This is a genomic window from Natrinema sp. H-ect4, assembly GCF_041894845.1.
Lineage (GTDB): Archaea > Halobacteriota > Halobacteria > Halobacteriales > Natrialbaceae > Natrinema.
The window spans coordinates 169,910-187,304 of record NZ_JBHDYC010000009.1 but is presented as its reverse complement, the minus strand read 5'-3'; the positions used below and the strand labels follow the sequence as shown (position 1 = coordinate 187,304).

Genomic DNA, 17,395 nt, shown 5'->3' with positions numbered 1-17,395 from the left:
CGCCCGCCCACTCGAGGACATGAGCGACGAGCACGACAACGGGAGCGACGACGCCGACGGCGAGGCGGACGGTCACCACGAGCCCGAGCGGGAGACGTTCTCGCACGACCCGATCGGCCACGCCGAGGTCCGCGCCGGAATGACGGTCGGCGAACTCGCGGACGAGTACGGTAACGCGGGCGTCGGCGCGGCGGACCTCCACGAGGCCGTCGACGTCACCGAAGCGATGTTCGACGACGACGTGACCGTCTTCTTCGGCCTCGCGGGCGCGATGGTCCCGACGGGGATGCGAGCGATCGTTGCTGACCTGATCCGCGACGGCTACATCGACGTCCTCGTCACGACGGGCGCGAATCTCACCCACGATTCCATCGAGGCCATCGGCGGGAAACACCACCACGGCGCGGTCCACGCCGAGGGCAAGACCGAGCGCGAACACGACGAAACGCTGCGCGACGAGGGCGTCGACCGCATCTACAACGTCTATCTCCCACAGGAGTTCTTCGCCGACTTCGAGAGCCACCTGCGCGAGGAGGTGTTTCCGGTGCTCGAGACTGAATGCGAAGACGGGGACCTCGTCTCGATCCAGCGGCTCACGGAGGAACTCGGCCGGGCGAACGCCGAGGTGAACGAGCGCGACGATATCGCGGAGGACGCGGGTATCGCCGCCGCGGCGTACGAGAACGACGTGCCGATCTACTGTCCCGCCGTCCAGGACTCCGTGCTCGGCCTGCAGGCGTGGATGTACTCCCAGACGTCGGCCTTCTCGCTGGACGCGCTGGCGGACATGACGCCGCTGACCGATATCGCCTACCACGCGGAGGAAGCCGGTGCGTTCGTCGTCGGCGGCGGCGTCCCCAAGAACTTCACCCTCCAGACGATGCTCGTCTCGCCCGACGCCTACGATTACGCCGTCCAGTTGACGATGGACCCACAACAGACCGGCGGCCTCTCCGGCGCGACGCTAGACGAAGCCCGCTCGTGGGGCAAACTCGAGACGGACGCCGAGAACGTCTCGGTCTACGCCGACGCGACGATCACGCTCCCGCTGGTGGTCGCGGCGGCTCGCGAGCGACTCGAAAACTGATATTACGGCGCTCGAGGGAGCGATAGCGCCTCCCTCGTTCGAGCGCTCATCAGTACGTCTGGTACGTCGCCGAGCCGACCTCGATCCGGACCAGCGTGTTTTCGGCGTACGCGTCGGACTCCGCGTCGTACTTCTCGTTGATCCGGCGGCGAGCCGCGGCGGTCTCGCTTTCGTCGTCGACGACCGTCGCCGTGCCGAGTAGCGAGACCATCCATTGCGTGTGCCCCGCCTCGTCGCTCTGTACCGAGATGGCGACCCGCGGATTCTCCCTGATATTCGCCAGCTTCCGGCCGGTTGTTACGATCTCGACGACCCCGTCGGCGTACCGGTACCAGACCGGCGCGACGTGGGGCCGTCCCTCGGCACAGGTTCCCAGATGGGCCATCAACGGCTCGCTCTCGAGCAGTCGTTCCGCCTCCGGTGAGACCGTCGACACGGTCGTCCCGGCGACGGGCAGCGAAAAAAGGGTTGCCATGCCGATGCCGGCGCGTCGGTCGCCACCGCGTCCGAACGGCGCTGTTTCGTTAAGCGTGAAAAGTGAGGCGGCACGATTTTGTGGTGCTCTATGCCAAAAATCCGCCGCCTCAGTGGATGTAGCGACTGGATCGATTTGAGTTTTGTGGAGCGAGAGCGGACACCGCGTCAACTGATGGAGCTCGGTATTCGACTCCATCTCGCTGGTCTCTCGCTTTCGAATACCGTTCGAGAATTAGAGAAGTTCGGTGTCGAACGAAGTCGCAAGGCAGTCCACGATTGGGTTCACAAGTGCGATCTACAGCCGGCGGATGACGAGAAGCCGAATCACGTCGCGCTCGACGAGACAGTGATTCAACTCGACAAACATCGCTATTGGCTGTACACTGCTGTCGATCCAGAAACGAACAAAATTCTCCATATTCGGCTGTACTCGACGACTACGACTGCGTTGACAGAACGGTTCTTGCAGGAGCTCACGGAGAAACATGACCTCGACGATGCCGTGTTTCTCGTCGATGGAGCAAAACATCTCCAGACTGCACTCCGCCGATCAGGACTCCGATTTCGATACGAAAAACATGGAAATCGAAACAGTGTCGAACGTGTCTTTCGTGAGATAAAACGACGTACTTCTTCGTTCTCAAACTGTTTTAGTCACGCAAAACCGTCAACAGCCGAATCGTGGCTCCAAGCCTTCGCCGTCTGGCACAATGCTACAAACTAAACACGACCGTCCGAACTGCCACACGGCTTATTACGTCGTCGTCCATTTACGGGCATATTCAATCGATCCTATGAGCGAGTCGACCGGAGGCCCCACGAGCGACGAGATCGGGGGCGGGAGCGGCGAGATCGGCGTGCTCTACGTCGCCGATGACCCGACCGTCGCGGCGGAGCTCGCCGCCGCACTCGAGTCCGCGAGCGACCGGCTGACGGTCGAGACGATCGACGACGAGGCCGCAGCGCTCGAGTTCGCCAGGACCGGCCGCGTTGGGTGTCTCGTCGTCCGGCCGGCGGCTACTGATCCCGGGTCGCTGCTCGAACAGGTCCGCGAGGACAGTCCGAACCTGCCCGTGTTCGTCATCACCGACGACAGAGACGAGGCCACCGCCAGCGCCGCTCTCGCGGCCGGTGCGACCGGCTGTCTGTCCGAATCGGCGGCTCGCCACGGGGAACGGCTCGCGACGCGTATCGAGCGTGCAGTCGAGCGGGCGAGCGAGCGGCGCAACCTCGAAGCGTCGACCGCCCGGTTTCGCGCCCTCACTGAGAACGCTACCTTCGCCGTGGTTACGGCGAGCGACGACGGGAGAATCCAGTACGCCAACGACGCCGTCGAATCGATCGTGGGCTATGCGCCCGAGGAACTGGTCGGCGAGCGGATCTCGACGATCGTCCCGGCGAGGTATCAGAACAGCCACCGGGATACGATCGCCCGCTACCTGCGGACTGGGGAGCAGAACCTCGACTGGGACTGGGTGGAATTCGACGCCCTCCACGCGGACGGTCACGAGGTCCCAGTGGGCATCTCATTCGGCGAGGCGTTCGTCGACGGCGAGCACCTCTTCACCGCCGTGATCCGAGACCTCCGCGATCGCAGGCGCTTAGAGCGCGAACGCGAAGCCACCCTCGAACGGATCGGCGACGCCTTCGTCTCGATCGACGCCGACTGGGAGTACACCTACGTCAACGAGCAGGCCGTCGACCTCCTCCAGCGGCCCGACGAGGAACTGCTCGGCGAGCCGCTCGAGACGGCGTTCGAGACCGTCGACGGAACCGAACTCGAACGGCAACTCGAGCGCGCGTTCACAGAGCAGACGATCGTGAGTTTCACGGAGTACTTTGCGTCCCTCGGACGATGGTTCGAGATCCGCGCTCATCCCTCCGAGGATGGCCTCTCGATTTTCTTCACCGATGTCACCGATCGCATTCGTGCCGAGCAGGAACTCGAGGCGAACGTCACGGCGCTGCAGACGCTGTACGATATCTCGACGAAGCCGGACACGTCGCTCGACAAGAAGCTCCCGGAGTTGCTGGAACTCGGCTGTGAGTATCTCGGGTTACCGCACGGGTTTCTCACGCAGATCGACCTCGACGAGCGGACCCAGACTATCGTCAAGTCCCGGGGCGATCACGCGCTCTTGCAGGCGGGCGAGTCCTGCCCGCTTTCGGAGGCGTACTGCCGGAAGACGATCAAGACCCACGAGCTCGTCACCGTCGCGAACGCGCCCGACGAGGGCTGGATCGGCGACCCGGCCTACGAACTGTTCGAACTCGGTAGCTACGTCGGCGCGAAGGTGACCGTTGACGGCGACATCTGGGGCACCCTCTGTTTTGCCTCGAGCGAGCCCCGCGACGGCGACGGCTTCTCGGAAGCCGAGCGATCGCTGGTCAAGCTGATGGCGAAGTGGGTCAGCTACGAGACCGAACGCGAACGATCTCGTGAGACGCTCGAACGGCAGAACGACCGTCTGCAGGAATTCACGAGCGTTGTCAGCCACGACCTGCGGAACCCCCTGAACGTCGCACAGGGTGCGCTCGAACTCGCCGAAGCGGGCGATCGATCCCAACTCGAGGCCTGTCGGGAGGCCCTCGATCGGATGGCGCAACTGATCGAAGACCTGCTCTCGTTGGCCGAGCAGGGGGCGACGACGGCCGAGCTGGAGCCGGTGTCAGTGCAAGACTGCGCGACGAGGGCCTGGTCGATGGTCGACACCGGGGACGCCGCCCTCGCGGTCGAGGGAGAGTTCTGGGTCCGGGCCGACCCCGACCGGCTCCAGCAACTGCTCGAGAACCTGTTTCGGAACGCGCTCGATCACGGGGTCCCCGAGGGAGGGTCGACTGCCGACCTGACCGTTTCCGTCGGCGACTGTGTGGACGGGTTCTACGTGGCCGACACCGGGCGGGGGATTCCTGAATCCGACCGCGACGAGGTCTTCGATATCGGCTTTACGACTGCCGAGGACGGCACCGGGTTCGGACTCGGAATCGTGAAACGGGTCGCCGAGGCCCACGACTGGGGCCTCGCGGTGACGGCCGGCGACTCCGGCGGCGCTCGCTTCGAGGTGACCGGCGTCGCTCGACCGCGCGACTCGCGGTGATCCGTCCGCGCGTTCGTGGCGACCTCGAGCGCGAGAGCCGTTCAGTAACCGTGCGCAAGTACCTTTTTCCGCCTCGGGTTCGCTCGCGGTGCTCGCTCACCTCTCGGCGCAAAAATCTACGCTAAAAAGGCCGCCTTCACGGGCTTCGCCCGTTCCGGCGGTGAACCGCTCGCTTCGCTCGCGGATGCTGGCAACGGTAAGTCCTTCGCCTGTACTGTCCACTCTCACGTTCGGGTACGTACTTGCCCACAGAACGTCACCGACGACCGACACCCGCTCAGTACTCCGCCCGGAGCCGCTCGAGGTCGAGTCGCGCGTAGTGCCAGAGCGTCCCTGTCAACCCGTCCTCGGTGATCCGCCGGCCCGAACTCTCGACCAGCACGGTCGGGCAGTAGGCCGTCGGGTAGCGGCGAGCGAGCCGTCGGCTGAATGCCGTGTCCTCGTTCGACACCTCGGGAAAGCCGCCGATTTCCTCGAAGGCCCGCCGGTGGACGAAGCAGTTGAACCCCGGCAGGATCGGCCGCTCGAGCCGCGAGAAGACGTGGTTGATCGTCACCTCCATGAGCTTCGCTCGGCGGGGACCGGTGATTCGACAGTAGGAACTGGCGGCCGCGAGCCCGTTGGCCTCGACGAAGCCGAGCAGTTCGGTGAGGTAGTTCGCCCGCACCCGCGTGTCCGCATCAACGAAGGCCAGCCACTCGCCGGACGCTCGCTCGGCCCCGAGATTCCGCGCCGTAGCGATGCTCTCGCCGCCCTCGGGAACGATCGTCGCGTCGTATTCGCGGGCGATCTCTCGGGTCGCGTCGCTCGAGTCGCCGTCGACGACGAGCACCTCGTACGCGTAGGCCGTATCCAGCGCGGTCAGACTCGCGAGGGTTCCCCGGAGGTACTCCGCCTCGTTTCGTGCCGGCACCACGAAACTGACGTCTGCGTCGCCGTCACGCTCGTCGCCAGTCATCAGTACTCGAGTGATTACGGGGACGGGTTCTCAAGCTATCGGACCTGTGCGGCCTGAAACGAGCGTCCACACGCGGTTTGAGCGAGTCGGTGGGCGCGACAGATCGTGCGAACAGCTCCCATGATATTTGTTTTCAGACAGCTGCCCACAGAGACGATATCTATCATGAACTTTTATAACCATGGACTCAGTAGGGGTGAGTACAGATGTCGGTCGTACACGTAGCAGCCTGAATTCGTTGCCGACGAGTACCGATTTTCGACGATATCCCACACCCGACCGACATGAGCACACAACACCTGCAGTCCACGACCGACGCCGAACCGACATCGAATCGAACCGCGACCCGAACACAACCGGCTCCCTCGAGCGCCGTTACCGAGGATCCGCGAACGGCCACCGACCGCGCTCCCCGGACGTTCTCGCAGCAGAGTACGGGGCGACTCGAGAACCTGATCGACGAGTGGAACGCGGCTTTTGCGAACGAGAACGCGGGACGCGGCCGGTAAGGCCGAGGCTCGATGTAGTTTTCGCTGCCGAATCCAAACCGTCTTTGGAGCGACGGCGGTAGGACTGTGTGGCCGATGACGATGCACCCGCTCCGAGCCGGACTCGGCATCCGGTGGTGACGAGCCCTATGAGTGCCGAGGCCTCTTCTCCTACATAGGAGTTTAGCACACGTCTACTAGAATTTAACGCAAGCTCCGTGGAGAACTGGACATTTGAAAGCTGATTTTGTCGTCAAGGGAAGAGCGAGATAGGGGGTTGGTAGGTTAGTTGTTGTGGAGATCTCGGTGGCAGCTACCGCATAGCCAAGTCACATCCAGAGGCCTGCTGTAGTCCTCGTGGTGAGCTTCCACATTTTCAGTTGAGCCGCACTTCTCGCACGGTTCTTTTTCGAGTTTTCCGGTTCGCAGTGCCTCGAAAACTTTCTTCCTCGCAGCGACTTTGTGAGGGTACTTCTCCTGCATCCGCTTCTTGTAGCGGTAGTGATTCTGGGAGATGCCACCTTTCCAGTTCGGGTTGTTCTCTCCTTCGAGACCGTGTTTCTGGTTTCGTTTCCTTGCTCCCAGTGTTCCGGCGCAGGAGAGGCCGCACGTTTTCCCACTGCCATTTTTGAGGTTGTCGAGTCGTGTGTGGTAGATGTCTCCGCAGACGGTGCAGGAATTTAGTACGAACCTCCGTGTTTCTCCTTCGATGATTTTGCCGTAGATGATTCTGTTTGCGTAGTGTTCTCCAGTCATTACAGCCAGCATGGTTATCTAAAGGCCTCTAATACTGTATTGTCAGGACTGTAATATAAACAGGGTGCGAAGCGTCCTGTAAAGGACGACCCGTATCGCTAATCCTGTCCGGCAGTGTGAAGGCCTCGCCCTTTGTCCGCTCTCTCGCTTCTCGCTCTTTTCTCTTTTCGGTAGTACCCTATAATATAGTTGTTAGGGGTTTGAGACCTGTTTCAAGGCCTTTGTTCTGGGCTGTTGTTTTGTGTGTGGCCTGTTTCTGGGCTGGTTTTCGGGCCTGGTGATTTTGTTCTGGCCTGTTTGAGGGGCTGTTTTTCGGGGCTGTTGGGTGTGCCTCCTCTCTCCTCTTTATAATAGTGACAGTATACTGTCACCTTTAAAAGAGTTGAGGCCTGTGTATATGATAGGTGAAAACAATTTCAGACGACGACAGCACAAGTCGAAAACAACTGCTCGAAAAAATCTACGACGAGATCAAAGACATAGCCCCAGAGAAAGCCGAGGACTACAAAGAAATCGCCGAAAAGGACCACTACATGTTACCCGGGGAAGCAATCGCACTTCCTGTAGAAATAGACGAAATCTCAGAGTGTTACGGCCTCGATTTTAACGAAGAGAACGCAAGGGAGATAGCCGAACGCACCGTTCTCGTCTACTTTATGAACGAAGGTGTCCTTAGAGAGTATCTTTTGAACGAGGACGTGGAGAATAAGCCCTCCAGCTTTCCTGAACACCTCAAGACTAACGCCTCAAGGGAGCTTCGTGAAACAATTTGCTGGCTCTACAAGGAGATACACCCTCACGAGTGGAAAGACATAGAACAGGATGTTAAGGAGGCCCTTGAAATCCCTGAAGACTCAAACTTTCCTGCCGAAGAGGTGGCCCAGTAGTGGGACATAGAGCCCTCCTGATAAAGCAGGATTCAGAAGACAGTTTCCGATACGTCTACTCACACTGGGGAGCGAACAAGTTCAAACGCCTTACAGACGAATATTATTATAGCGAGAAGGACATCAGCGACGAAGACATCAGCCAACGTTTCCAAGAAATCTGGGAACAATCAGACGATAGAGGCGAGGAGATCAAGTCGGGTTCTTCTCTTGACGACATCGTAGACGTGGAAGACATCGGAATAGAGGCCTACATCATCGAAGACAAGGACGGGGAGATCCACATAGTTATCCCTACTATCACCAGCGAGGTCAACGTCGCCGTCACAAGGCCTCTCAAGGAGATTAACGACCTTCACCGCCTCAAAGGGATGCGGAAAAGGGTTCAGCACTACATCAAGACCGCAGCAAAGCAAGGCCTTGAGGAAGACACGATAAGAGAGGGAGTCAGGACAACAGTATCCGAGTTTCGCAGGGACAGCCACACACTGCTTATTGATGAAAGCGACAGCGCACAGGTCAAAGTATTTAACAGAATCAGCAGGGTGATGGCCTGATGCCCACTTCTGTTCTTATCGACCGGTGCGAAATCAGCGAAACACAGCAGAAGGGTGGTGCTTAATTCACCAGCTTATCAGATGCATAGTCTACGCTAAAAACAAGCAAACTGCGATAACTCAGGCCAGAAGCAATCTGCAGGAATTAACGAGCAGCGGAGAGCCATACGACTACTTTGTCACCTTTGAGGAGGACGAGCCAACTAATGGAGTGGCAGGAAAAGACAGGTTCGGCGATCGTCCCCCAGCAGTAGAAGCAGACTCAGAGAAAGGTCAAGAGCTTGTAGAAGAGGGCTGGGAAAGCCAGAAAGAGGCCTACGAGAAAGCCTTAGAGAAGATCGAGAATTTCTTTGAGTCCACGGATGACGCGATGGATATTGTAGAAACAACGCAGGATGGATTGATCCGGCATCAAATGATGAAGTTAGGCCGTTACAGAGGTTATCCCGTCTTCTTCTACGACCACTATTGTTCAGGCCTTACAACGAGAGACGACCTTGATTCAGCTCTTGAAGCACCGAACAGTGAAAATCAGAAAATCTGGATAGTCCCAGCTGATGTTCACTTCTGAATAGGGTGATTACGATAGAGAGAATAATCACACCTGATGGATTCAATCCAGATGAGCAGCTTACTGGAGAGACCGGAGGACTCCACATTGAGAAGGCCTACGAACAATTACAGGGAGTCGGAATACACGGCTTCAACTTCGCAGATCTGGAGAGTCATGGAGTACATCCGGTATTCCATCACGAGGAACTTGACCTAAGAATCTACGCTGTACCTAACGACCCGAGAACAGGATACATCCATATACAGGTAGAGGCCGGTGAGGACTCTGTTTTCAGAGACCAAGTTCACGGTCAGATAGTAGAAGAATTAGAGGCCTTTGAACATCTAACTGTAGGCGAGTACCTTGAACGAGTGAGGGACTTCATCGAAGAAAATCTTCTCAGCAAAAGCCGGAGGGAGGAACTCCGGAGCGAAGAGGAGCAGGAGGGATAGCCAATCCCCCTTCTCCTATTTTTGGGTGAGAACCTACCTATGACGAGTTTAGACAATCTTGAGACTACGGATAGCGGAAGCGTCCAGAAAAAGGACGCAATGCAGTGGCTCGAAAGCCTTGAAAACCCCGAAATACCCGAAGCCTTAGAGGACGAGTTGATCCAGTCGGTCGTTCCGAAGCCTCAGGACCACAGTGGTTCAGCGTTCCCGACACCAATCAGCCAGGTCCGTGTAACCGGCAGGCCTGAGTTTATCGAGCAGGTCGCACGTCTATTCCAGTGGTTCAACGTATTCGAGTCCTCAGCAACACGACTCGCCATCAAACTCCAGCAGATAGAAGACCGAGAGACAGAGGAACTTACGGATAACTACGCGCTTTACCTGTCGGCAGCAGTCCGAGGCAAGGAAGGAGTCGTCCAGCAAATGATGATGGGAAGCGGCGAAGACCAGAGACTGTCTAAGGCCTTAGAAAAAGCAGAGAAGGAAACAGCTCTCACGGTGGAGCAGTGACTTCGTCGGTGAGTGTAGAAGCACTAGATCTGGAACGTGGAGACACCGAGTTTCAGGTCCAGCAGTGGGAGGACGAGTTAGCGAAAGACACGAAATCGGCGTTGAAGGATATGGCTGAGGTGGAGGACGAAGATATTGAGGCTGAGGCCGCGGCCTTCACCGCAAAACTCCTGTTCCTGGTCACGGACGGTGACTGGAAGCAGTCGGAGGGAATCGCCTCCGTTCTTGAATCTTTTTTCAGCGAACAAGCGGGTGACGACGTCGAACCTGAAAACTCCGAAGACGAGAACGGGAAGAAGGAAAGCGGTAACGAGGAGCAGGAAGAGGCCTCAGAAGAACACTCGAACTCCTCAGACGAAGACGAAGAGGCAGATGATTCGGACGAAGACGAGGATGAGCGGGTGATTATAAAATGACGAATAAGACGATTGAGCGACAGAGCGCGGCAAAGGCCGTGGCCGAGATATTCCATGGTCAAGGCCCTCTCACCGACGAAGAGAAACAGCAGTACAAGGAATTGACTGAGGATGTCGCCCATTTCAACAAGACAGGGAGTTTCAAAGAGCTACGTTCGCCGGATCAGGATCAGGAGCCGCAGAAGGTGGAAATAGAGATAGCCACCGACGACGCAGGAAAATCAGAGCAAAACAGCGATGAGGACGAGGAGTAGAATCCTCATCTCCTCTTTTTTCAGGTGATGCTCTTATCGCTACGCTACACGAGGTTACAGCGTCGAACACGGTCAAGGTTACAGACCATAAAAAGGTTGAAAATCTGCTTACGGACGGACGAAGTCTCTCCTGTAAATTCCATTTAGAAGATGGCAAGCTGTATTTCCACGGTTACGACGGTTTCAGAGTCTACAGAGAAGATAGAGAAGAGATAGGCCGGTATCACGGAGTAGAAGGCCTTCTCCACGAACTCAAAGAATACTTCGAGGAAGGGGAGGAGCTGATCATCCAAGGAATCGGCAACGAGAAAACTCGGTTCCCTCTTTGCGCCTACCAGTTCAGGGCGACACCAGAGGCCGTCTACTACTCTGACTTGGGTACGGACGAGGAAGAGATCGAGGTGGAAGCTGGGAGTGAGTGAGGTCGATTTTGCTGAGGAGGCGGTCGCTGCCGCTTTCGCAGAACTTCTTTAGGGGTTCGCATAATTGTCAGAAATTTATAACAGGGATTAAGATTAGTTTTAAAAGGACCATTGGGCCATTAGTCCTTAGGTGGATTTATTCTTGAATTTTGGACTGAATTTTTCGACTATGTCAGCCATAGGGATAGTTTCTATTTTAGTGGGTATCTTGACTGTTGGTGGTTATCAGCAGATATCGCAACCAGATACCTTTTCGATTGGTTTGGAAGGTGAGTTAGAGGAAGGGAGTTCGACATTAGATCCTCAGCCATTGTCTGTTTTGTACATTGTTGATGCGTCTGCAGGCTGTGAACAGGGAGAAAGGCTTTGGGCCACAAATTCTAATCTTGATGATGGAGAAAATATCAGTATAGACTACACTGCTGAAAAGAAGGAGATTCAAGATCAACAGGAAGGAGTTGACCTGGATCCAACTCTCATCCAGTTTTGTGCGACTACAACAACAGGAGATGAAAACTATGAATCAGTTAATTCCTACACTTGGCAAGAGTTGAAAGAAGCGGCATCTGAGGAAGAAACTGTATATCTCAAGACAAAGTCGGGATTAGAGGGTTTGATCAAATGGAAATTGTATATCTCTGACTTCACTAAGGAAAGGCAAGAGATAGAACTGGGCCAAATTCTCCAGTTAGCATAGAATCTTGAAGCGGCCTCCACCCATCACTTCGATTATCTTCTTCGGGAGATCATGGAGGCAGAGCTGGTTTTCTGGAAGCACTACCACGATTTTGACTCTGACGAGGCCTTCGTAGATGCAGTATACGAGGGAGATCTTAGCACTGCCAGTGAGTCCGTTCCGAATATCGTCAAGACGTGGCGGTGGTTAACTGAGGAGATCGACGCGCCTGAAGAACTGGAAAGCCGACAGGAGGGTCTCAATAGTTTCGCAGGATAAGCCTCACCCTCTTCTTTTCCTGTTTTCCTAATTTAGGTATTTACCTAAAGAGTTATTGAGCTGGAGTTCTTCCTGGGCAGTGTATGGTGAGTGTTACCTGTAGCAGTTGTAGTGCTGAGGTAGAGGATCCAAGCAGTTACTGCCCGGAGTGCGGAGACAGACTTGACTACACTCTCTGTCCCAACTGTGAAAGCGCGCTTTCTGAGGATGCGGATTCGTGTCCTGAGTGTGGGTATCAGCTTGTGGTCACGGCAGACGATGTGGAGGAAGGGCCTTTCCGAGGCCCTGAAACCGGGGATGTTGTGGAGGCCGTCCAGAGTGTCGACGACGATACTCAAGAGATCATCCGGGAGTTGTTGGCTCGTGATCCGGATCTGTTCAAGGCCTACTGTTATTTTCTGCAACTGGAGGAGCCGGGGTACGGTATCCCTGAGGACGCGCCGGAGCACCTACACACATTGTACGACCTTATTGAGGATACGGGCTTGAAGAAGAGTGTTGACAGAGTTACTCGTGAGTTTAACGAGGACGTCGACGAGTCTGAGGAGGTCAGTGAGAAATGGGTTCAGGACCAGTTGGAGGAACTGATTGGATACGGAGTGCTTGGCAGGTATAATGATAGAGAGGGAGTAAAGTACGGTAGTATTGCGAAGATCTTGAACGATACATTGCCGTCGAGTTCAACGAGTCTGGAGGATGTCGACGAGTGTGTTTCTGAGACCGGGATGCCCCGAGATCTCGTCCTTTATCGTGTATTGAAGGCTTCTTTCAGTTACCTCAACTTCTCTCATTACCAGCGGATCGAAGAGGGGAAAGAAGCTGCCGAAGCCTGAGGTCTTCTTTTAGGTGAAAATGAAGGGTGAGCCTGAGATTCTTCACGAGGTTCCTGTGGATAGGATAGAGTCAAGAAATCTACCGGAGGATGCCCGTAGTTTATTATTGGAGGTGGGTCTTCAGTATTTCTCGCCCCGGAAAACCGGTGAACTGTTTCAACACTTGGAAGAGAACAGTTTGTCCCCTTCCCGTGTCAAGGCTTTGCGGGTGGAGTCCCGGCTTCTGGGCAGGTTTCCTACTGGTTCGGAGGACGTTTTCAATCGGGCGGCGCAGCTCCAAAGGCAGAAAGACGGGGATGAGGGTGTCAGGAAGGGTGTTGAGCCGGAGTACGTCATCGTTGTGGCTCCGTTAAACCAAGGTGTTGGAGGGGAAGCGTCTGTTGAGGATACTGTCGAGCAGTTGCGGGCGGTGCAGGAAATGATTGAGGAAGTTGAGGAGCCGGTGGACTTCACGGGTACAGTCCTCCTTGAGAATAGGCCTGACTCTGTCTTTTCCAATGTGGAGGATCTTCACTGTTTCAGAGAGAGGGCCTCGGACCAGGGTTTTGATCTTCTGTATTCGTTGAATCTTGCGGTTGAAGGCGGTAGAGAATTGCTGGGAGTGGCGTTCTCTTCGGAGATCGAATTGATGCGGATGAGCAGGTTGGGGGACTGATTCAGGATGAGTTTGGATCTTGTTGTTTCTGAGCTTGCGGAGCAGCTATGGAGTGAGGAAAGTTTTCCAGCGGCGAATAGTCTTCAGGCTATCGCTGCGACCGATACCGAGGAAAGCAGCCGGGCGTGGAACGTGCTTGTAGAGGCCTTGATGGAGGGTGGTCTGGATGTTTCGTTGAAGAGCAGTCAGGCCCTGGCCTACTACGGAGCGAGCGGTGGAGAGGATAGGCTGGATGAGGTTCTACAGGTTTACAGGCGGGCACTCGAGTCCAGGGGCGAGGAGACTCGTTTTGCTGTGGTGGATGGTTTGAGAATGATTTTACAGCTCGATCCCGGTGCTACAGAGAAGGTTGTACCTGTCCTGGGCGAGGCCTTAGAACATGGGTTCGGTGAGTTGGTGGAGAAATCGGAGGAAGCGGGTTCTGTAGCAGAGTTATCTCGTAGGGACGTCTGGTCCGATCGTTCGCTGCGGGATGTCTTCAATACCTTAGTGGAGGCAACTGATCACGACGTAGAGGGCGTGAAGCAGGTTATCGGTGATGATGAGGTCGCGTTTTTTATCGACGCGTGTTTCGACAAGGGGCGATAGGTGATCCGGGTTAGGTATAAAAAAGTCATTTATCCATCTATGGATATATGGTAAAGCAGATTAACTTTCACGTAGACGACGACGTTTTCGATAAAGCTGACCAGGTCAAGGAAGATCAGGATTTGACTTGGCCTGAGTTCCTGGAAAAAGCAGCAGACGAACTAGAGAAGGAATGTGCAGTTTGCGGGTCAGAAGAGAATATTCACAGTCATCATATCGATGGAGATAGGGATAACAATTCGCCTGATAATTTGATTACCCTCTGTGCTTCTTGCCATAGAGAGGTTCACTCAGACTCCCAACTTTCACACTTGAAAGACGACAGAATACACGAGCTCAAGCAAAAGTTGCCATCGGTAGACCCGGAGACTGTAACTTGCGATCACTGTGGATATGAGTGGGAAACAGAATCCGTAGTGGATAGAGTGACATGTCCCAACTGTAGTCGCAAAACCCCGAACACAGCAGAAACACAGGCAGAGGCCTGATACTGGTGAGTGATGGAAAACGTGAGGTCCCGAGCCAAGGACAAAGTCACTGCGATGGTTGTGGGCAGACTCTGGGTCATGGAGATGATATAGTAAAGGAATATGATGAGATAACTCCTGAAGGAACGCACAAGGATAGCTTTGTTTTTGGTCAAAGAGAATGCCGAGAAATCTTTGAAGAACACCACGGAGTGAACCAAGAATGAGTTGTGAGGAGTGTAGAGGCCGTATCACGGTTCAGCATCCCGGCGATGAGCCTGTTAATGCTTTCCGGGAGTTGATGGAGAAGTTGGCCGAGGAGATCGGCAGTAGGAAAGAGGCCCGGAGTGTAGTAGATGGACTTGTCGAGGAGGTTTACCACGGCAGTGCTGAAAATCTGGATTTCATCGAAGCCCTCGAAGAAGCAGAAGGTGAGAACCAGTAGTGGGATGCGATATCCATGGACTGATTGAGGTCGATTGGTACGCTACATTTCCTGGCGAAAAAGAAGAAAACGACTGGAGAACAGCGGTAGATAATCTTGGATACCTCGTTGGAAGATCATACGATAGCTTCGGCTGTCTTTTCGGAGTTAGAAACTACGTAGGGATGGAACCAGTAGCCGAGGGCAAAGGAGTCCCTGACAGTCTTTCTAGCCGTGCTGAGGAGAGAGTAGACGATAATAGAGACTGGTGTCACTCCTTCAGCTACGTTACTTACGAGGAACTGCAGAAAGTGGACTGGGAAGAAGAAGGTCGTCGAGATGACTCACGGATCAGGAAGTACGTTGACGGTGATTTAGTCGGTAAAGCATCAATCTGGGGGAATCTCTCGACTGAACAGGCCGAGCAGATTAGAGAAGGAGAGAACCTGAAGGAACAGCAGGATGACGGCACCATTGTAGAATATAAGGTTGAAAGGGAGAAGCGTAGAGACTGTCTTTCTGGTGCTTGGGAGTGGCTGATATTCGAGTTAATGGACATTCTCGCAGAAAAATTCGGTTCAGAAAACGTGAGACTGGTGGTCTGGTTTGACAACTGACGACGAAACAGAATACGATACGGTCAAGATTCTGAATGAGACTCCGGAGTTTAGAGGTACTGACCTAGATGTCTACGGACCTTTCGAAGAAGGCGATGAAGTAGAAGTCCCAAAGGATAATGCGGAGATCTTGGTGAACCGTGGGAACGCCGAATATCTCAACGACGGAGGTGAGAATCCTCAGTGAGTGATTCCCGGTTTACTCAGGAGTCTCTGTTCACGTATATCGGTGATCCGGAAAACCAAGACATGGTGGAACTGGAGAAGGGCGATGTCATCCGTTACGAGAAGGATGGGAAGGAGATGGAGGCCTTCTTCGTAGCCGCTGACCCAGATACGAACGCGGTCAAGATCCGGAAGACCGATGATTTCTATGATTACATCAAGTTAGAGAATATCAAGGAGAAGGTCGAGGACCCGGATATACAAGAAGGGTTCATCGACGAACGAGACCTGGAAAAGAAGCCAGAGTTGAGCGATGAAATCAGCGTAGACTGGTTGGGCGGAGGCCTTGAGATCACTGTCTCTGAGCTCGAGATCCCGGAAGGAATTATCGAAATCCTGATCGGGTATGGCGCACCGACTATCGGCACGAGAAATTGGGAGCATCTACAGTCAGAGGCCCATCTGACGCTTGCTGGTCCAAAAACTCTCAACCGGCGGTACAGGTGTAGCACCAAGCTGGCAAACCTGAACGATCTACTGGAGGATAGTAACGAGGCCTACCCGTTGCATCCAGTAGCCGCTGCACGAGGTGACAAGCCAGAGTGAGCCATGACTGTAGTAGATGCGAGGCATCGTTCAGCGAGTCAGAACTGATCCGGAAGAGAGAACGCAGCGGGAAAAACAATTTCTGCGGTTATTGCTTCTTGGCGTCGAAGCTACTGCAGGAGACAAGAGGCCCTATCCGGAAAAGAAAGGAATTGCCGGTTCACCCTGTGAGAGTGTATTCGAGGGCCTTAGGAAAAGCAGTCAGGGCGAGAAACCGGAAGGAAGACAGTTTGGAAGGAGCGTACGATAGACTTCTTACCGATACTGTTGAGGAACACGCCCCCGAGTTTATTCAGGAGCACTTGGAGCAGGCTGAGAAGGCGATCAAAGGAGAACTGAACCCTTTCGACGAGAGAGGAGAAGATTCCGAAGGCCAGGAAGACCGTCAAGAGGGCCTTGACAGCTTTGCAGAAAGAGGTGAGAACCCGGAGTGACCGACTGGGACGGATTTTTCGAAGCCGCAGCACAGACCGCCGAGGAAAAACGCGAATCACAGTACGACGGAAACAGCGAAGTCTGCATACCTGTCACGCTAGGCGAAATGATGGGAAGAGGTGAGAACTCCGAGTGACACTGACTGAGGAGCAGTTTTACTCTATAGTGAAGGACGTAATGACGGATCTGCCGTTTGTAGAATGGGGCCGAGGCACTGAGTGGACGTATGAGGGTCGAAAATGCCTGAACATCTATGGATGGATCAACCGCGAGAATGACGACTACAAGGATTTCGTCTTGGTCGGCGTCTACGAAGAGGAAGATAAGGAAGAAGCCGATGTTGTGTTTCACGGAACAAGTAGTGAGAAGTACAGCGAAGAAATCCATCGACGCCTCTTCCCTGAAGATGATTTGGAGACACATAATGAGTGTTTCCGCTTGGAGAATAGATTTGACGTGGACAACGTCATCCGCCGAGGTGAGAATCAGCACTGACTGAGGACGGATACCAGCAAACGCTCGTAGGCGACAGTCCAGTCCTCGACGAGGAACTCGTTGTTGAGAAGTATTGGGATGGCGGTCATCGCCAAGTCATCGATGAGCTCCCAGGCGAGGATTCGCATCTAGATCTGCAGGAGACCTCGTCAAAGGTCGGTGCGCCGGAGGTCGAGTATCCGAGAAGCAGAGATCATTACGACGTCTCCAAGTTCACCGGTTACTACGACGGGAGGAGCC

Annotated in this window: 30 protein-coding genes; 25 read left to right on the top strand and 5 right to left on the bottom strand. The window is 55.0% G+C overall.

Annotation, left to right across the window (positions count from 1 at the left end; genetic code table 11):
• Positions 1-19: 19 nt before the first annotated feature.
• Positions 20-1,087: a deoxyhypusine synthase gene (locus ACEWFR_RS13675; RefSeq protein WP_374061575.1), complete on the top strand. Its 1,068-nt coding sequence runs from the start codon at positions 20-22 to the stop codon at positions 1,085-1,087.
• 49 nt (positions 1,088-1,136) lie between these two features.
• On the opposite strand, the gene ACEWFR_RS13670 is transcribed toward ACEWFR_RS13675, so the two are convergent.
• Positions 1,137-1,562, bottom strand: a complete 426-nt coding sequence (locus ACEWFR_RS13670) for a pyridoxamine 5'-phosphate oxidase family protein (RefSeq protein ID WP_374061574.1) — start codon at positions 1,560-1,562, stop codon at positions 1,137-1,139.
• 90 nt (positions 1,563-1,652) lie between these two features.
• Here ACEWFR_RS13670 and ACEWFR_RS13665 point away from each other — a divergent pair, with 90 nt between their 5' ends.
• Together ACEWFR_RS13665 and ACEWFR_RS13660 are read left to right on the top strand one after the other, a co-directional pair.
• On the top strand, positions 1,653-2,288 hold the full coding sequence (locus ACEWFR_RS13665) for an IS6 family transposase (protein ID WP_374061573.1): 636 nt from the start codon (positions 1,653-1,655) through the stop codon (positions 2,286-2,288).
• Positions 2,289-2,358: 70 nt separating this feature from the next.
• On the top strand, positions 2,359-4,662 hold the full coding sequence (locus ACEWFR_RS13660; protein ID WP_374061572.1) for a PAS domain S-box protein: 2,304 nt from the start codon (positions 2,359-2,361) through the stop codon (positions 4,660-4,662).
• A gap of 277 nt (positions 4,663-4,939) precedes the next feature.
• On the opposite strand, the gene ACEWFR_RS13655 is transcribed toward ACEWFR_RS13660, so the two are convergent.
• On the bottom strand, positions 4,940-5,620 hold the full coding sequence (locus tag ACEWFR_RS13655; protein ID WP_374061571.1) for a glycosyltransferase family 2 protein: 681 nt from the start codon (positions 5,618-5,620) through the stop codon (positions 4,940-4,942).
• A 284-nt stretch (positions 5,621-5,904) separates the two neighbouring features.
• Here ACEWFR_RS13655 and ACEWFR_RS13650 point away from each other — a divergent pair, with 284 nt between their 5' ends.
• Positions 5,905-6,129, top strand: a complete 225-nt coding sequence (locus tag ACEWFR_RS13650) for a hypothetical protein (RefSeq protein WP_374061570.1) — start codon at positions 5,905-5,907, stop codon at positions 6,127-6,129.
• A 264-nt stretch (positions 6,130-6,393) separates the two neighbouring features.
• Here the strand turns inward: ACEWFR_RS13650 and ACEWFR_RS13645 are convergent, their stop codons facing one another.
• Entirely contained in the window at positions 6,394-6,864 is a 471-nt protein-coding gene (locus tag ACEWFR_RS13645) for a hypothetical protein (RefSeq protein WP_374061569.1), read from the bottom strand.
• Positions 6,865-7,268: 404 nt separating this feature from the next.
• On the opposite strand from ACEWFR_RS13645, the gene ACEWFR_RS13640 reads away from it, so the two are divergent.
• Genes ACEWFR_RS13640 through ACEWFR_RS13610 form a run of 7 tightly spaced genes read left to right on the top strand, consistent with a single transcriptional unit; the run spans position 7,269 to position 10,493 of the window.
• Positions 7,269-7,751: a hypothetical protein gene (locus ACEWFR_RS13640; protein WP_374061568.1), complete on the top strand. Its 483-nt coding sequence runs from the start codon at positions 7,269-7,271 to the stop codon at positions 7,749-7,751.
• The gene (locus ACEWFR_RS13635) at positions 7,751-8,308 is read left to right on the top strand and encodes a hypothetical protein (RefSeq protein WP_374061567.1); all 558 of its coding nucleotides are present in this window, start codon (positions 7,751-7,753) and stop codon (positions 8,306-8,308) included. Before ACEWFR_RS13640 ends, ACEWFR_RS13635 begins: the two co-directional genes overlap by 1 nt.
• A gap of 25 nt (positions 8,309-8,333) precedes the next feature.
• Positions 8,334-8,879, top strand: a complete 546-nt coding sequence (locus ACEWFR_RS13630; RefSeq protein ID WP_374061566.1) for a hypothetical protein — start codon at positions 8,334-8,336, stop codon at positions 8,877-8,879.
• Between the two features lie 5 nt (positions 8,880-8,884).
• Positions 8,885-9,313 carry a hypothetical protein gene (locus tag ACEWFR_RS13625; RefSeq protein WP_374061565.1) on the top strand — a complete coding sequence of 143 codons (429 nt, stop codon included), beginning with the start codon at positions 8,885-8,887 and terminating at the stop codon, positions 9,311-9,313.
• Between the two features lie 39 nt (positions 9,314-9,352).
• Entirely contained in the window at positions 9,353-9,823 is a 471-nt protein-coding gene (locus ACEWFR_RS13620) for a hypothetical protein (protein ID WP_374061564.1), read from the top strand.
• 8 nt (positions 9,824-9,831) lie between these two features.
• Positions 9,832-10,239, top strand: a complete 408-nt coding sequence (locus ACEWFR_RS13615; RefSeq protein WP_374061563.1) for a hypothetical protein — start codon at positions 9,832-9,834, stop codon at positions 10,237-10,239.
• Entirely contained in the window at positions 10,236-10,493 is a 258-nt protein-coding gene (locus tag ACEWFR_RS13610; protein WP_374061562.1) for a hypothetical protein, read from the top strand. Before ACEWFR_RS13615 ends, ACEWFR_RS13610 begins: the two co-directional genes overlap by 4 nt.
• 143 nt (positions 10,494-10,636) lie before the next feature.
• Here ACEWFR_RS13610 and ACEWFR_RS13605 read toward each other — a convergent pair whose 3' ends face one another.
• Positions 10,637-10,786 (bottom strand): hypothetical protein, encoded by a 150-nt coding sequence (locus ACEWFR_RS13605; protein WP_374061561.1) that lies wholly within the window; start codon positions 10,784-10,786, stop codon positions 10,637-10,639.
• A gap of 298 nt (positions 10,787-11,084) precedes the next feature.
• On the opposite strand from ACEWFR_RS13605, the gene ACEWFR_RS13600 reads away from it, so the two are divergent.
• The 14 genes from ACEWFR_RS13600 to ACEWFR_RS13535 all read left to right on the top strand — a co-directional run bounded on the left by ACEWFR_RS13600 (position 11,085) and on the right by ACEWFR_RS13535 (position 17,155).
• A complete protein-coding gene (locus ACEWFR_RS13600) occupies positions 11,085-11,612 on the top strand; it encodes a hypothetical protein (RefSeq protein ID WP_374061560.1) in 528 nt (175 codons plus the stop codon).
• Between the two features lie 51 nt (positions 11,613-11,663).
• Positions 11,664-11,870 (top strand): hypothetical protein, encoded by a 207-nt coding sequence (locus ACEWFR_RS13595; RefSeq protein ID WP_374061559.1) that lies wholly within the window; start codon positions 11,664-11,666, stop codon positions 11,868-11,870.
• 83 nt (positions 11,871-11,953) lie between these two features.
• On the top strand, positions 11,954-12,703 hold the full coding sequence (locus ACEWFR_RS13590; protein WP_374061558.1) for a zinc ribbon domain-containing protein: 750 nt from the start codon (positions 11,954-11,956) through the stop codon (positions 12,701-12,703).
• Between the two features lie 13 nt (positions 12,704-12,716).
• Positions 12,717-13,358, top strand: a complete 642-nt coding sequence (locus tag ACEWFR_RS13585) for a hypothetical protein (RefSeq protein ID WP_374061557.1) — start codon at positions 12,717-12,719, stop codon at positions 13,356-13,358.
• Positions 13,359-13,364: 6 nt separating this feature from the next.
• Positions 13,365-13,946, top strand: coding sequence for a hypothetical protein (locus ACEWFR_RS13580; RefSeq protein WP_374061556.1), 582 nt, complete (start codon positions 13,365-13,367; stop codon positions 13,944-13,946).
• 47 nt (positions 13,947-13,993) lie between these two features.
• Positions 13,994-14,434, top strand: a complete 441-nt coding sequence (locus tag ACEWFR_RS13575) for an HNH endonuclease signature motif containing protein (RefSeq protein WP_374061555.1) — start codon at positions 13,994-13,996, stop codon at positions 14,432-14,434.
• Between the two features lie 5 nt (positions 14,435-14,439).
• Entirely contained in the window at positions 14,440-14,640 is a 201-nt protein-coding gene (locus ACEWFR_RS13570) for a hypothetical protein (protein ID WP_374061554.1), read from the top strand.
• On the top strand, positions 14,637-14,858 hold the full coding sequence (locus ACEWFR_RS13565; protein WP_374061553.1) for a hypothetical protein: 222 nt from the start codon (positions 14,637-14,639) through the stop codon (positions 14,856-14,858). The genes ACEWFR_RS13570 and ACEWFR_RS13565 overlap by 4 nt, the downstream gene beginning before the upstream one ends.
• On the top strand, positions 14,858-15,454 hold the full coding sequence (locus tag ACEWFR_RS13560) for a hypothetical protein (RefSeq protein ID WP_374061552.1): 597 nt from the start codon (positions 14,858-14,860) through the stop codon (positions 15,452-15,454). The genes ACEWFR_RS13565 and ACEWFR_RS13560 overlap by 1 nt, the downstream gene beginning before the upstream one ends.
• Positions 15,444-15,641, top strand: coding sequence for a hypothetical protein (locus tag ACEWFR_RS13555; RefSeq protein ID WP_374061551.1), 198 nt, complete (start codon positions 15,444-15,446; stop codon positions 15,639-15,641). Before ACEWFR_RS13560 ends, ACEWFR_RS13555 begins: the two co-directional genes overlap by 11 nt.
• Positions 15,638-16,225 carry a hypothetical protein gene (locus ACEWFR_RS13550; protein WP_374061550.1) on the top strand — a complete coding sequence of 196 codons (588 nt, stop codon included), beginning with the start codon at positions 15,638-15,640 and terminating at the stop codon, positions 16,223-16,225. The genes ACEWFR_RS13555 and ACEWFR_RS13550 overlap by 4 nt, the downstream gene beginning before the upstream one ends.
• Positions 16,222-16,659 (top strand): hypothetical protein, encoded by a 438-nt coding sequence (locus ACEWFR_RS13545; protein WP_374061549.1) that lies wholly within the window; start codon positions 16,222-16,224, stop codon positions 16,657-16,659. The genes ACEWFR_RS13550 and ACEWFR_RS13545 overlap by 4 nt, the downstream gene beginning before the upstream one ends.
• The gene (locus ACEWFR_RS13540; RefSeq protein ID WP_374061548.1) at positions 16,656-16,796 is read left to right on the top strand and encodes a hypothetical protein; all 141 of its coding nucleotides are present in this window, start codon (positions 16,656-16,658) and stop codon (positions 16,794-16,796) included. Before ACEWFR_RS13545 ends, ACEWFR_RS13540 begins: the two co-directional genes overlap by 4 nt.
• Positions 16,793-17,155: a hypothetical protein gene (locus ACEWFR_RS13535; RefSeq protein ID WP_374061547.1), complete on the top strand. Its 363-nt coding sequence runs from the start codon at positions 16,793-16,795 to the stop codon at positions 17,153-17,155. Before ACEWFR_RS13540 ends, ACEWFR_RS13535 begins: the two co-directional genes overlap by 4 nt.
• Here the strand turns inward: ACEWFR_RS13535 and ACEWFR_RS13530 are convergent.
• Positions 17,146-17,283 carry a hypothetical protein gene (locus ACEWFR_RS13530; protein WP_374061546.1) on the bottom strand — a complete coding sequence of 46 codons (138 nt, stop codon included), beginning with the start codon at positions 17,281-17,283 and terminating at the stop codon, positions 17,146-17,148. The genes ACEWFR_RS13535 and ACEWFR_RS13530 overlap by 10 nt on opposite strands.
• Positions 17,284-17,395: the final 112 nt, after the last annotated feature.